10 protein-coding genes and 1 CRISPR repeat array (1 of these 11 running past the window's edge) are annotated in these 13603 nt (G+C 62.2%); of the genes, 7 read left to right on the top strand and 3 right to left on the bottom strand.

Features of this window, described 5'->3' with window-relative positions:
* Positions 1-2587: direct repeats of the CRISPR family, unit length 36 nt; unit sequence GTAGAAAACCAGCCCTGATTTCTAAGGGATTAAGAC; it reaches 2520 nt to the left of the window's first position.
* Between the two features lie 291 nt (positions 2588-2878).
* The 3 genes from AC15MQ_RS12540 (at position 2879) to AC15MQ_RS12530 (ending at position 4563) form a co-directional block, all read left to right on the top strand.
* Positions 2879-3142, top strand: a complete 264-nt coding sequence (locus AC15MQ_RS12540) for a FitA-like ribbon-helix-helix domain-containing protein (RefSeq protein ID WP_483080294.1) — start codon at positions 2879-2881, stop codon at positions 3140-3142.
* A 2-nt stretch (positions 3143-3144) separates the two neighbouring features.
* Positions 3145-3588, top strand: a complete 444-nt coding sequence (locus AC15MQ_RS12535) for a type II toxin-antitoxin system VapC family toxin (RefSeq protein ID WP_483080293.1) — start codon at positions 3145-3147, stop codon at positions 3586-3588.
* 195 nt (positions 3589-3783) lie between these two features.
* Positions 3784-4563 carry an SH3 domain-containing protein gene (locus AC15MQ_RS12530; protein ID WP_483080292.1) on the top strand — a complete coding sequence of 260 codons (780 nt, stop codon included), beginning with the start codon at positions 3784-3786 and terminating at the stop codon, positions 4561-4563.
* Positions 4564-4605: 42 nt separating this feature from the next.
* Here the strand turns inward: AC15MQ_RS12530 and AC15MQ_RS12525 are convergent, their stop codons facing one another.
* The 3 genes from AC15MQ_RS12525 to cas2 are packed head-to-tail and all read right to left on the bottom strand — an operon-like array spanning position 4606 to position 6305.
* The gene (locus tag AC15MQ_RS12525) at positions 4606-4911 is read right to left on the bottom strand and encodes a CRISPR-associated endonuclease Cas2 (RefSeq protein ID WP_287666177.1); all 306 of its coding nucleotides are present in this window, start codon (positions 4909-4911) and stop codon (positions 4606-4608) included.
* Positions 4901-5914 carry a CRISPR-associated endonuclease Cas1 gene (gene cas1, locus AC15MQ_RS12520; protein WP_350496986.1) on the bottom strand — a complete coding sequence of 338 codons (1014 nt, stop codon included), beginning with the start codon at positions 5912-5914 and terminating at the stop codon, positions 4901-4903. Before cas1 ends, AC15MQ_RS12525 begins: the two co-directional genes overlap by 11 nt.
* A 16-nt stretch (positions 5915-5930) precedes the next feature.
* The gene (cas2, locus tag AC15MQ_RS12515) at positions 5931-6305 is read right to left on the bottom strand and encodes a CRISPR-associated endonuclease Cas2 (RefSeq protein WP_350496987.1); all 375 of its coding nucleotides are present in this window, start codon (positions 6303-6305) and stop codon (positions 5931-5933) included.
* 198 nt (positions 6306-6503) lie between these two features.
* Here cas2 and AC15MQ_RS12510 point away from each other — a divergent pair, with 198 nt between their 5' ends.
* The 4 genes from AC15MQ_RS12510 (at position 6504) to rlmB (ending at position 13603) form a co-directional block, all read left to right on the top strand.
* Complete coding sequence (locus AC15MQ_RS12510; RefSeq protein WP_350496988.1) at positions 6504-10655, top strand: PAS domain S-box protein; 4152 nt, start codon at positions 6504-6506, stop codon at positions 10653-10655.
* Between the two features lie 220 nt (positions 10656-10875).
* The gene (locus AC15MQ_RS12505; RefSeq protein WP_483080291.1) at positions 10876-11460 is read left to right on the top strand and encodes a lectin-like protein; all 585 of its coding nucleotides are present in this window, start codon (positions 10876-10878) and stop codon (positions 11458-11460) included.
* 203 nt (positions 11461-11663) lie between these two features.
* Positions 11664-12740 (top strand): carboxysome shell carbonic anhydrase domain-containg protein, encoded by a 1077-nt coding sequence (locus AC15MQ_RS12500; RefSeq protein WP_287666408.1) that lies wholly within the window; start codon positions 11664-11666, stop codon positions 12738-12740.
* A 110-nt stretch (positions 12741-12850) separates the two neighbouring features.
* Positions 12851-13603: a 23S rRNA (guanosine(2251)-2'-O)-methyltransferase RlmB gene (rlmB, locus tag AC15MQ_RS12495; protein WP_287652628.1), complete on the top strand. Its 753-nt coding sequence runs from the start codon at positions 12851-12853 to the stop codon at positions 13601-13603.

Genomic DNA, 13603 nt, shown 5'->3' with positions numbered 1-13603 from the left:
CCTGATTTCTAAGGGATTAAGACCCTCAGATCACTGACTACTTGCCGGCTAGCCCTAGGTAGAAAACCAGCCCTGATTTCTAAGGGATTAAGACACGCTGATGAGCGTCCGCCTTGTATTCGGTCGGGGTGTAGAAAACCAGCCCTGATTTCTAAGGGATTAAGACCTTGACGCACAGCCGGCGCCACAAGTCGTGGTCGTAGAAAACCAGCCCTGATTTCTAAGGGATTAAGACCGACTCAGCCGCCTCCATGTCGCCGGCCTCGGGTAGAAAACCAGCCCTGATTTCTAAGGGATTAAGACCCATTTTGCGTTAGCGGGCCCTACCCAAGAAGTAGGTAGAAAACCAGCCCTGATTTCTAAGGGATTAAGACATCAAATTCCGCAACGGTGCGTTATGCCGTTGCGTAGAAAACCAGCCCTGATTTCTAAGGGATTAAGACCTGTCCTCAGCTCCCATGTCGCCGATGCAGCGGGTAGAAAACCAGCCCTGATTTCTAAGGGATTAAGACGCTCGATCGGGGGCGGACCGTCACTACCCTATGTAGAAAACCAGCCCTGATTTCTAAGGGATTAAGACGATTTCTGCCGCCACCGCTTTCTGACCAGCCAAGTAGAAAACCAGCCCTGATTTCTAAGGGATTAAGACGCCTCGGTTGCGTTGGGGAAGTCCGCCAGCAGGTAGAAAACCAGCCCTGATTTCTAAGGGATTAAGACGGCGGATATTCGCACAGCTTTGTAATAGTCCGAGTAGAAAACCAGCCCTGATTTCTAAGGGATTAAGACTGCCCAGCTTAACCAATGCATCATACACAACATGTAGAAAACCAGCCCTGATTTCTAAGGGATTAAGACTGGCCTTGCGCAGCGTGTTAAAACGGGGCTTGAAGTAGAAAACCAGCCCTGATTTCTAAGGGATTAAGACGCGCGCAGGCTTGACGAAACGCCCTTCTTGCCGTAGAAAACCAGCCCTGATTTCTAAGGGATTAAGACAACAAAAACTGGACTCGATTAACCGAGGGGTTCTGTAGAAAACCAGCCCTGATTTCTAAGGGATTAAGACACCTGACTGAGCTACATAGGTTCCTGCCATGCGTAGAAAACCAGCCCTGATTTCTAAGGGATTAAGACCATGGCGTGCGAGCCGCCCTGTCCATTCGCTTCTGGTAGAAAACCAGCCCTGATTTCTAAGGGATTAAGACTGCCGCATGATAGCCGCTATCGTAGTCTGGAGAAGTAGAAAACCAGCCCTGATTTCTAAGGGATTAAGACTGCAAACTTGCCGGCGGCATTGGCCTTCGATTGGTAGAAAACCAGCCCTGATTTCTAAGGGATTAAGACGCGGTACGGCTGGGCGAGGTAGACATCTGTGAATGTAGAAAACCAGCCCTGATTTCTAAGGGATTAAGACAGCTGCATATCAGCCATGTTAAGGACAGCCTTCGTAGAAAACCAGCCCTGATTTCTAAGGGATTAAGACGTATCGGCATAAAACGTTGCGTTGATAGCCGCAACGGTAGAAAACCAGCCCTGATTTCTAAGGGATTAAGACCTTAGCTGCATTGGCGATGAATTGCCGATCGGCAGTAGAAAACCAGCCCTGATTTCTAAGGGATTAAGACGGTTATTGAACCCTTGGGAGAAATCTCTCAAGTAGAAAACCAGCCCTGATTTCTAAGGGATTAAGACCTGACGATGTAGCCGCCATCGCGGGATTCAACGGTGTAGAAAACCAGCCCTGATTTCTAAGGGATTAAGACCCAGTATCCTTGAGCGGTTTCTTCCCAAGGTCGTAGAAAACCAGCTCTGATTTCTAAGGGATTAAGACCATGGGCGACGAATTGCCGATCGGCAAACTTGGTAGAAAACCAGCCCTGATTTCTAAGGGATTAAGACCTTCGATATTCCTATGCCTCGGGGATACGAGTAGAAAACCAGCCCTGATTTCTAAGGGATTAAGACCGAGCGAGCGCGAAGCGAAGCGCGTTTATGATAAGTAGAAAACCAGCCCTGATTTCTAAGGGATTAAGACCACTCAAGTCAAGCAATGTTGCCCAGGGTACGTGTAGAAAACCAGCCCTGATTTCTAAGGGATTAAGACGCACTAATCGCAAGCGATGCGCACCTCTTGCAAGTAGAAAACCAGCCCTGATTTCTAAGGGATTAAGACGTGTTTTACCCAGTCAACGCAGCGCGTGCCGTCCGGTAGAAAACCAGCCCTGATTTCTAAGGGATTAAGACGTGCCCGTAGGGGCATTAACTTTTTTCGTGAAAGGTAGAAAACCAGCCCTGATTTCTAAGGGATTAAGACCTCGAAGGTAGAAGCTACGTATTTGCTAACAAGTAGAAAACCAGCCCTGATTTCTAAGGGATTAAGACAGGCTGGTCCGCAGTTCCACGTTTTCCATTTTTCAGTAGAAAACCAGCCCTGATTTCTAAGGGATTAAGACTCACTTGTGAAGTTGGTGATGTGCGGATAGGCGTAGAAAACCAGCCCTGATTTCTAAGGGATTAAGACCCGCAATCTCTTACGATGAAGGTATAAACGTTAGTAGAAAACCAGCCCTGATTTCTAAGGGATTAAGACCAACAACCCTCGCGCAAGAGCGGACGGTCAGTACCTGTTTCTGGACCCATGACCGCCTGGAGCCTTGCCTCTTGCTGCCCTCCAGCGCGCATCTGCCCCATCTGCCGCCGAAAAGCGGCCAATCAGCAGGAGCAGGCCAGGAGCCAGAGCCCGGTCATGCCGCTTGCCCCGGCCACACAGCCAGTCAGCTTAACTGACGACGCGAAGCTTGCAGGACTGCGCAGCCGCGTTTCGCCTGCCACTGCTCACTGAGCCTAAAATGCAGTCATTGCGACGTCACTTCAAAAACTTATGCCCAACCTCACCTTACGCGATGTGCCTGCCGATCTGCACCAGTGGTTGAAGGAACAGGCGGTGGCCCACCGCCGTTCGCTCAATCAGGAGGTCATCCTTCAACTCGATGCGTTGCGGAGCCTTCCTGCCAGCCGGCCTGACGCCGACCTGCGGCTGGTCCGTATCCGCGCGATTGCCACGCGCACCGCTCGCCTGCCTGTGCTCGATGAGCGCGCCGAGGCCGAGATCCTCGGGCTTGGAGCGGACGGACTGCCGCGCTGACGATGGTCGTCGACAGCTCGGCATTGGTTGCCATCCTGCTGGGTGAACCGGAAGGCGACGCGTTGGCTGCCGCGCTCGCCGGCGCGGAAATGCCGGTGATCTGCGCACCCAACTGGCTGGAGGCGATGATGGTGATCTCGGCCCGGCTTGGCCACCCGGGTGTGCAGGCGTTGAGCGATCTGCTCGACGCCGCCGAAGTGCAGGTCGAACCCGCTGACGCCGAATTGGTGCAAACCGCCTTCGACGCCTGGCAACGCTTCGGCAAAGGGCGCCATCCGGCCGGGTTGAACTTCGGCGATTGTTTTGCCTGTGCCTTGGCGAGTCGCCGGGGTGATGTGCTGCTTTTCAAGAAACTAGGCGGGCGCGATCCTTCGACAGTCTCGACGACATCGGCCAGCCACTCCGGCGCGTGCCGGGGTAGCGGAAACGTCCGGCCGGCGGCCTGACGCGCAGTGATCGTAGCGCCGCGCCTTGCGGCCCTGGCCGGCATCGGGGTCACCCCGGCCTGGCGGCCATCGGCCACGGAGCGGAGCTTCGCCCCGCGCCGCGGGCTGCGCTGCTACACTCTGCCCGCAGGGTGCGGGCGGCAGATCGCGTGCCCATCCTGGCCAAGGCAGGGCCACAAGAAAGTGAGGCAGGAAATGAAGCACTGGAAGGCCTGGGCGGTGTTGCTGCTGATCCTGGCGGGCCTGCCGGCCGGCGCGTACGCGCAGTGGGCCTACACCGCCAAGGACGTCAACCTGCGCGCCGGACCGGCGCGGGACTTTCCGCTGGTCGCCAGACTGCCACGGGGCCTCTCGGTCTCGGTGGCCGGTTGTCTGAGCGATTTCCGTTGGTGCGATGTCGTCGCGGGACCCAACCGCGGTTGGGTCTACGCCGGGAACCTCGTCTATCCCTATCAGGGAGCACGCGTGCCGGTGCTCACCTACGGCACGGTGATCGGCCTCGGGATCGTCGCCTTCAGCGTGGCCCGCTACTGGGATGCCCATTATGTGGGCCGCCCCTGGTATCGGCAGCGACAGGTCTGGGTGCATCGGCCACCGCCGGCCTATCGACCACCGCCCGGCTACCGGCCGGGTGGCCCGCCGCCCCACCGGCCGCCGGAATATCGGCCGCCAGGACACCGGCCGGGCGGTCCGCCGCCGCCAGGCTTCGGGGCGGGTGGCCATCGGCCACCGCCGCCGGGATACCGGCCGGGTGGGCACCCCGGGCCGCCGCACGGCCAGCGACCGGGAAGCGGCGGACGCCCTCCCGCTGATCGGCCACCACCCACCTATCGGCCGGACGGCCCGTCGCGGCCGCCGCCAGGCCAGGGGCCGGCGGGAGGCGGGCGCCCAGCCGCGGGTCAGCAGCCTGGGGGCGGCACCCGCCCGACGCATGGCCAGGGAGGTGGCGAGCGCCCGCACCAACAGCGGCGATGAGTGCGATGAGCGCGCGGCCGTGCGACCGGCCTCGGCAGGGTCTCAGGCGATCGCCGCCGGCAGCCCGGTCCACAGGATTCCGGTCGGCAGGCTGGCGCGTCCGATGCGGCCCTGAAAACCGCGCGCCGGCAAGGCATAGCAGCGCACGTCGTCGGCGCGCGGGTCGATCAATTCGCCGACATCCTCCAGGCAGCGCTGCTTGTCGGCCTCGCTGCCGACGAGCAGGAAGATGCTGTATTCGAGGGGCGCGGCGTGCCGGCACATCCGCCGATGCACGCGCAGCAGCCGGCGCGGGTCGCTGATGTCGTAGCCGATGACGAATGCCTGCGCCGTCCTGTCAGCAGCCATCGTCCGCCTCCGTGCCGGGTTCCTCGGCCGCCGCGTCGTCGCCCGCCGGCGAGCAGGGGGCAGCGACGCAGCCCGCCTGCATGATCGCGCCGGCCACGTCGGCGACGCTCTCGGCCAGCAACTTGCGCAGACGCGCCGCGAGCGGCTCCCACTCGCCGTAGAAGCGCGCGCGCCCGGCCTTGCCAAGCAGGCAACCGCTCGCGGTGGTCGAGAAATCCTCGGGGCGCAGTTTCTCCGAACGGAACAGCATCAGCGCGTGCCGGTCGACCTCGACGCGCAGCGGCTCGACGAGGTCGCAGGCCAGCGACTCGCGGCCGAAGTCGAGGGCATGGTAGAAGCCGATGAAGGGATCGAGCCCCGCGCCGTACAGCGCCAGCACCGCTTCGGCGTGCAGCAGCGTGTAGCCGAGCGAGAGCAGGGCGTTGACCGGGTCGCGCGGCGGCCGGCGGTTGCGGCCGCTGAACTTCAGACGCTCCGGCAGCAGGTCGGCGAAGCCCTCGAAGTAGGCCGCGGCGCCGGCGCCTTCGAGGCCGCGCAGCGAGGCGATCGATGCCTGTTCGTCGACCGCCGCGATGCTCGTCGCCAGACGCCGCAGGCACACGGTCAGCAGGTAGCGCGACTGCGGCTCGCTGTCGCGGCGCTCGGCGAGCAGTCCGGCGTGCGCGCGCAACTTGGCCTCGACGATGGCGCGCGCGAAACGCAGACAGAAGTGCTCGTCGAGCGACAGCCGGTATTGCGCCACCCGCCGCGCCGCGTCGTTGTGCGGCCGGCCGAGGAGCATCGTCGGCATCGCCTTGCGACCGGAGAGGACGACCACGCCGATGCCGCGTTCGCCGAGCTTGCCGAGCAGCGCCGACGACAGCGTCACGTCGCCGCGCATGAACACCCGCGACAGCGGCGCGAGTGGCACGGTGCCGATGCGCTCGCCGTTCTCGTAGAACACCAGCGCCTCGCCGTCGGCTTTGAGGGTCACGCCGCGTCGGTCAACATACAGGCTGGTCATGGCTTCTGCTCCTTGTTCAAACGATCAGAAAGACGTCGGTCACCGGCTCCGTGGCACGGCCGAGCAGGTCGCGGCGCATGCGCGGGTCGAGCTGGAAGATGTGCACACGGTCTTCGGCGGGGTCGATCAGTTCGGCCAGCGTCAGCCGGACTTCGCGCAGTTCGGCAGCAGTCAGCCAGCACTCGAAGAACGATTTCTGCCCGCCGACCTTGTAGGCCATGAGGAACTTGCGCACGCGCGTGCGCATCGTCGTCTTGCAGACGTCGTAGCAGACCAGAAACAGGGTTCGCGCCGCATCACTCATGGCGTCACGATAGGCCGTGGCGGCGGCGCTGTCCGGCCCGGCAAGCTTGCCGGCCGGTACCGCCGCGTTTCGCCGGCGACGGCTCACCGATGCTAGAATGCGGTCATTGCGATGTCATTTCATGGCCGCTGCCAAAGCTCACCTTGCGCGATTTGCCCGCTGCATTGCGCCAGCCGCATGACAAGGCCGGGAAGCGGATATCGCCTGAGTTCCTCCCGAAAATGAGAAATCCCGTTCCATGGAACCTTATTGACTTCAGATAGCGCACCAACGCCACCACTCCGCATGAAAAAAAACCTGACTCTCGTTGTTTCCGCATCGATCACCATTGGCGTGCTGGTCACAATTATGGCCATTGTGACGATCATGAACCTGCATCGATGGGTAAATGATGATCAATCGGAGATGGTGCAGAATCTGGCGCGCACGATTGCCCATGCAGTAGAGGATGAACTGGCAGACATCGATTACGTCCTGCTGGTCTCGGCGGACGAGATCGAGCGCCAGATATCGGCTCGCCAGAACACGTACGAAAGTGTCACGACTTTCCTGGGCAGGCAGCAGGACCGGTTTTCGAGCATCGATCTTCTCAGGGCAACCAACCCGCAAGGAGAAACCATCTATGGCCGCGGCGTCGAGCCCACCGAACGCGCCAGCCTTGCCCAGCGTGACTATTTCAGGCAACTGCAGGAGAACCCGAATCTGGGCATGGTCATTGCCGAACCGATTATCGGGAAAATCTCGCAGAAATGGATCTGGTTGATGGCCCGCCGGATCAACAACCCGGACCAGTCGTTTGCAGGCCTGGTCTATGCCTCGATATTCGTTGACGACCTGTCGAAGAGTTTCGCGCAGTTCAATCTTGTTTCTGGCGGTGAAATCATCCTGCGCGACCGGAACATGCACGTCGTGGCGGGGACAAACTTTGGTGCGATGCCAGCGCTACCCATCGGCGACAACCGCGTTTCCGAAGAACTGCAGAAGGCCCTGGACCAGGGTTCGCCGCATGGCACATACACCAGCGCTTCGGCAGCCGCCGATGGCGTCAGCCGAATCCAGGCCTACCATCGCAGCGCAAAGTATGGTTTCACGGTGTTGGTGGGCATTCCGCAATCCCACATCAACAGCATCTGGCTGAAGCAATCGGCGATCGTGGCCCTCCTTCTCGTGGCCACCCTTATCGGTTTGCTGCTCGGAACCCAGCTTGTTTTACGTCGGCTGGCCGATCAGTTACGCCTCAGCTTGAGCGAAGCCCGCGAAGCGGAAAGGGAATTGCTCAAGACGCTGATTCGATCCATCCCCAATCTGATCTGGCTGAAGAACGCCGAAGGGGTTTATCTGGCCTGCAACCTCGAGTTCGAAAAGTTCTTCGGCAAGGCCGAAGCCGAGATAGTCGGCAAGACCGACTACGACTTCTTGTCCAGGGAACAGGCTGACGTCTTCCGCGGCCATGATCGTGCGGCGGCTGCCGCCGGCAAACCGACGCTCAACGAGGAGTGGATCACCTATGCCGACGACGGCCACCGCGCGCTGCTGAGAACCACCAAGACGCCGATGATCGCGGCCGATGGCCGCCCGATCGGCGTGCTCGGCATCGCCCATGACATCACCGAGATGCGGAACCAGGAAGAAGCGCTGCGCGAAAGCCGCGAAGCCCTCAATCGGGCGCAGGCGGTGGCGCATGTCGGGAGCTGGATACTGGACATCGCAGCCAACCGGCTCGAGTGGTCGGACGAAAGCTATCGCCTCTTCGGCCTGCCACCAGGTACGCCGATGACCATCGATGGCTTTTTCTCCTGCATCCATCCCGACGATCGGGAGCGCGTGGCCACCGCATGGCAGGCGACGCTCGACGGCGCCGCGTACGACATCGAACATCGCATCCTCGCCGCCGGCGAGACCCGCTGGGTGCGTGAACGGGCGATCATCGAGCGCGATGCCGACGGCAAGCCTCGCCGCGGACTGGGTACGGTGCAGGACATCACGCTGCGCAAGCAGACCGAAGCGGCGTTGCAGGAAGAGCGTCGGGTCCGCGACACCCTGCTGGAATCGATCCCCGGCGTTTTCTATGCCATCGATGCAAAAGGTATCTTCACCTTCTGGAACCACCATTTCGAGCAGGTGACGGGACGCAGCGCGGAGGAGTTGCGCCACTTCAATGCGCTGGACCTTTTCGAGGGCGAGGATCGCGGGCACGTTGCCGAACGCATCGAGCAGGTCTTCCTGGAAGGTCAGAGCGATATCGAAGCCAGCCTGGTGACGAAGGACGGCCAGCGCCTCCCGTATTACTTCACCGGCCGGCGCATCGAGATGAGCGGGCAGCCCATCCTGGTTGGCGCGGGTATGGACATCGGCCCGCTCAGGGCCGCCGAAGAGGCGATGCGGCGCAACAACGAAGAACTGGAAGCGCGGGTGCGGCAAAACACGGCCGACCTGCAAGCCAGCTACGCCAAACTGCGCGACACCGAGTTCGCCATGAACCAGGCCGGGATCGGCATTGCCTGGGTGAACACGGATAGCGGTGAATTTGTCTACATCAACCCCTTCGCCTGCCAGCTTGTCGGCTACTCCGAAGCGGAAATGCTGCAGGCCACCGTCCATGATATTGCCCCGGACATGGGGGAGCAGCAATTTCTCGAACTGGTCGACATCTGTCGAACCCAGGGCCGGCTCCAGGTCGAAATCCTCGCGCACGCGAAGGATGGAAGGACCATTCCGGTCGAGGTGGCCGCCTATTACCTGCCCGGCAAGGCCGGCGATCCGGATCGACTGATCGAGTTCATCACCGACATTTCCGCGCGCAAGCAGGCCGAGTTGGATATCCAGCAGGCCAAGGAATCCGCGGAATCCGCCAACCGGGCGAAGAGCGCCTTCCTCGCCAACATGTCGCACGAGATCCGCACGCCGCTCAACGCCATCCTCGGCCTCAACCACCTGATGCAGGCCGGCACCTTGCCGCCGGAGCAGACCGAGCGACTGCAGAAGATGGAAGTCGCGAGCCGCCACCTGCTGTCGATCATCAACGACATCCTCGACCTGTCCAAGATCGAGGCCGGCCGCATGGAACTCGAATCCGCCAATTTCCATCTTTCGGCGGTGATCGACAATGTCGCCTCGATCATCCGCGACACGGCGCAGGGCAAGGGCCTCGTCGTCGAGATCGATCCGGACGGCGTCCCCTTGTGGTTGCGCGGCGACGTGACGCGGCTGCGGCAGGCCTTGCTGAACCTCGCCAGCAATGCCGTCAAATTCACCGAGCGCGGAACGATCAGCGTGCGTGCCCTGCTGCTGGAAACGCGCGCAGATGAATTGCTGGTGCGCTTCGAGGTCGCCGACACCGGCATCGGCCTGAGCAGCGAGCAGTTGGCGCATCTGTTCGAGAACTTCCATCAGGCGGATAGTTCGACCGCCAGAAAGTACGGCGGCACTGGTCTCGGCCTTTCCCTGACCAAGCGCCTGGTCGAGATGATGGGCGGAGAAGTCGGAGCCGACAGCACCGTCGGGCAAGGCAGCACCTTCTGGTTCACCATCATCCTGCAACACGGCCACGGCCCGATGCCAACGGTCAACGACGCCAACCTGCCCCTGTCGGCCGAACACCGTTTGCGCGCGCAGCATCGTGGCGCACGCATCCTGCTTGCCGAAGATCACCCGATCAACACCGAAGTCGTGCAGCAGATGCTGCATGCCGCCGAACTGGATGTCGTCGTCGCCGCAAATGGGCGCATTGCGCTGGAGAAGGCCATTGCCGAACGCCTGGACCTGATCCTGATGGACATGCAGATGCCGGAAATGGACGGGATCGAGGCAACCAGGGCCATTCGCCGCCTGCCGGCCCATGCCGCCACGCCGATCCTGGCGCTCACCGCCAACGCCTTTGCCGAGGACCGCCGCGCCTGTCTGGTGGCGGGCATGAACGATGTCCTGACCAAGCCTGTCAGCCCGGCGCAACTCTACGAAGCGTTGGCGCGCTGGCTGCCGACAGGCAGTGGCGGACTCCCGGGCAGGACGTCCCGAACCGACGTGGCTTCGCCGCCGGCAACGAATCTGGAGGAGTTGCGCAAATTCCCGGGCATCGACGTAGACCAGGGTCTGCGATACCTCAGAGGCAAGGTCGACCGTTACCTCGCGCTGCTCAGGAAGTTCGTTCTGGCGCATGCGGAAGACCTGGCGACCCTCGATGGCCATCTTGCCCGTGGCGATCGGCCTGCCGCACAACGCATCGCTCACAGTCTCAAGGGGACTGCCGGCATGCTCGGGCTGGTGACCCTCGCCAGCATTGCCGCCGACCTGGAAAGCCTGTTGAAGGAAGAGCAGGCCCTCGCCGAACACAACGAACTGCTCGGCCAGGTTTCCGCCGACCTCAAGACTGCCTGGAATGCACTGCTCGCGGTCCTGCCGGCGGCACAGCCTGGTGAAGTTCCCGAGCGTAGCTGAGCGATTGGCAGCCGACTTCGCTCCCTCCCCAATCAAGAGCCCCGGCCACGACTGTCGAATATTTTTACACTCACCGCGCTCCGGGGCGCGGTTCTCGCCCGCGTGCGTCCTCAAGCCCATGATAAAAATATGGATATATTTTTAGGGAACAAAACTTGCCTGTTTTTTCCCGCGTGGCCCGCGGGAGGGTCGCGCCTATTTGACGGGAGGATATCGAATCATGAGCAAGCAACACTGGAGCCGCAACGCTGCCCGTGCCCTGCTAGGCACCGTGCTGTCAGTGGCAGCCGCAACGGCGATTTCAGCGCCTACCCGCTGGGATGTGAATGGCCATTATTACGAGGTGATCGAAGTCAGCGGCGGTATTGTCTGGGCGGACGCCAGAGCCGCCGCCCAGACGACAAGCCATTTCGGCGCGAGCGGGCATCTCGTGACCGTTGGTTCAGCTGAGGAAAGCCGTTTCCTTACCGCCAGCTTCGGTGGCGGCGGTCTGGAAAACCACTGGCTGGGCCTCTTTCAGCCCGTCGGGTCGAGCGAGCCCGATGGGGGATGGACATGGGTGAATGGCGAATCCTTCTCGTACAACAACTGGTGGCCGGGCGAGCCGAACGACTCCGGCATTGACGGCGAAAATGCCGGAGTCTTTCAGCACGGGATTACCGGCGACGGCAAGGGCTGGAACGACCTCAACAGCGACTGGTTGGTGAATGGTTATGTCGTCGAATTCGACGTGGTTCCGGAACCGACGATGCTCATGCTGTTCGCCGGCGGCTTGCTGGGCCTGACTCTGACGCGGCGGCGCTGACCCGTTACACGCGGCGGGCCGAAACCGATCAGGTGCCGGCCCGCCGCGGCAACGATAGCCACTTCAATCGCGACCTACAGAAAGCCTGCGCAAGGGGTTTGACCTCAACGCCGACGGCGAAGATACTTGTACGCGTTGACTTGTATCCTGCGTCATGGAAGGCGCGGCCGGCGTCTCGCCGCATGCTCACTCTGGAGGCCGTCATGGACATCCACGGAAACCCCATCGGGGAACGCATCGACTGGCTTTTCGGCCTGGCCGACCGTCATAGCGCGATCTTTCGCAGCCCGGAAGCCTGGCTGGCGCGCGAACGCTACCTGGCGGCGCACCCGACGGCGATCGCCGTCCTCAAGTGCATGGACGGGCGCATCAACATCCCCGTGGCGACCAATACCCCGGTCGGCATCCTGATGCCCTTCCGCAACCTCGGCGGTATCTTCGACCTTGGCTGGCCGCACCTCGGGGAAGTGCTGGCCCACCACGTGCAGCGCGTGGTCAGCGCCGGGCGCCACGTCGTCTTTCTGGTCACCTACCATTACTCGCAGGGCGACCCCCGCCGCGGCTGCGCCGGCTTCCAGTACGACACGGCGGCGGCGATCGCCCACACCGACGAGATCCGCCGCCAGATCGAGCACATTTTCGGGAGCAATCACGACACCGTCTATCCGCTGGTCTGCGGTTTCGAAACCGACGAGGATGCCCTGGTGATCCACGGCACGGCCGGCGACAAGCTCGACCTGGCGACGCTGAACTCCACCGACCGGGCAACGCTGGAACTGCGCCTCGCCGCGCTGCTGCCGGACATGCCGGCACGCATGCGCGCCGACCTGCTGCCGCTGCTGTACGGCAACCTAGAACACATCGAAAACGTGCGTGCCCAGATTCGCCGCAACGAACGCCTGCTGGACATCGAACACCGCGAGTGGATGATCTGCCTGGGGCGCGGCTTCGACTTCCTGCATACCCCCAACATCGCGCTGATCATCGGTCCCTACAGCCCGAATCTGGACGTCCCGATCCGCCGCGCGGCCGGCATCATCGAAGCCAACATGCACGCCGGCCGCATCCCCTCCGACGGTTTTCTGCTGCTGGCCTCGGTGCCCTACGACGAAATCGGCGTGGACCGCGCACGCGCGGAACTGAAGTCGCGCTTCCTGTCCACTTTCGCCGCCGATGTCATTCGCGCCGAATTCCCGCAACTCGGCGAACAGATGGCGATACGCACGGCGGTGCTCGACTGGCGGTCACGCACACTCGAAACGATTGCCTGCGGACGCTGAATACGTGACGAGGCCCGCGACCCACCGTTTCATTCGCCCCCGGCATGCCCCGGCTGGGAGCGCCACAAGCTGGTAGAATCGCCGGCTCCCCCAACGCTGCGGTCCGTCCCATGCCCACTCCTTCGCGCCTGATTTTCGGCTTCCATGCCACACTCGCCAAATTGCGCCACGACCCCGGCGCGATGCACGAGATCTACGTCGATGCCGGTCGCCACGACGCACGGCTGCGCGACCTGCTGGCGCAGGCGGAGTTCGCCAAGGTGCGCGTGCTGCCGGTGGAGTCCGGGCGCCTGGCGGCGATGGCGCCCGGCGCCCGACACCAGGGAGTGATCGCCACCGTCGATCCAACACAGCGTCACGTCGCGCTCGACGACGTGCTTGATACGCTCGAAGAGCCGGCCTTGCTGCTGGTCCTCGACGGCATCCAGGATCCGCACAATCTCGGGGCCTGCCTGCGCGTCGCCGATGCCGTCGGCGCGCACGCGGTGATCGCCCCCAAGGATCGCGCCGTCGGCCTGACCCAGACGGCGGTAAAGGTGGCCAGCGGGGCCGCCGAGACGGTGCCTTACATCACCGTCACCAATCTCGCACGCACCCTGCGCGAACTCAAGGAGCGCGAGATCTGGGTGGTCGGCACCGACGCCGATGCCAGCGAGGACCTCTATGCCGCCGACTGGCCGATCGCCAGCGCCTGGGTGCTCGGCGCGGAAGCCGAGGGCCTGCGTCGCCTGACGCGGGAAACCTGCGATCAACTGGTGAGCATCCCGATGCTCGGATCGGTGGCCAGCCTGAACGTCTCGGTGGCCACCGGCGTCTGCCTCTACGAGGCGCGGCGGCGGCGCGCCCGCGCGGCCGGGTCGTGA

This window comes from Candidatus Accumulibacter propinquus, assembly GCF_056856495.1.
Note: the sequence above shows the minus strand (reverse complement) of the source record. Positions and strands in the feature narration are given on the sequence as shown.

What these genes read in the sequence shown, in the direction of transcription:
- AC15MQ_RS12525 (WP_287666177.1), bottom strand. Translation starts at nt 4,911, where the DNA reads ATGGCTGCTGACAGGACGGCGCAGGCATTCGTCATCGGCTACGACATC.
- AC15MQ_RS12505 (WP_483080291.1), top strand. Translation starts at nt 10,876, where the DNA reads ATGAGCAAGCAACACTGGAGCCGCAACGCTGCCCGTGCCCTGCTAGGC.
- rlmB (WP_287652628.1), top strand. Translation starts at nt 12,851, where the DNA reads ATGCCCACTCCTTCGCGCCTGATTTTCGGCTTCCATGCCACACTCGCC.
- AC15MQ_RS12540 (WP_483080294.1), top strand. Translation starts at nt 2,879, where the DNA reads ATGCCCAACCTCACCTTACGCGATGTGCCTGCCGATCTGCACCAGTGG.
- cas1 (WP_350496986.1), bottom strand. Translation starts at nt 5,914, where the DNA reads ATGACCAGCCTGTATGTTGACCGACGCGGCGTGACCCTCAAAGCCGAC.
- AC15MQ_RS12535 (WP_483080293.1), top strand. Translation starts at nt 3,145, where the DNA reads ATGGTCGTCGACAGCTCGGCATTGGTTGCCATCCTGCTGGGTGAACCG.
- AC15MQ_RS12510 (WP_350496988.1), top strand. Translation starts at nt 6,504, where the DNA reads ATGAAAAAAAACCTGACTCTCGTTGTTTCCGCATCGATCACCATTGGC.
- AC15MQ_RS12500 (WP_287666408.1), top strand. Translation starts at nt 11,664, where the DNA reads ATGGACATCCACGGAAACCCCATCGGGGAACGCATCGACTGGCTTTTC.
- AC15MQ_RS12530 (WP_483080292.1), top strand. Translation starts at nt 3,784, where the DNA reads ATGAAGCACTGGAAGGCCTGGGCGGTGTTGCTGCTGATCCTGGCGGGC.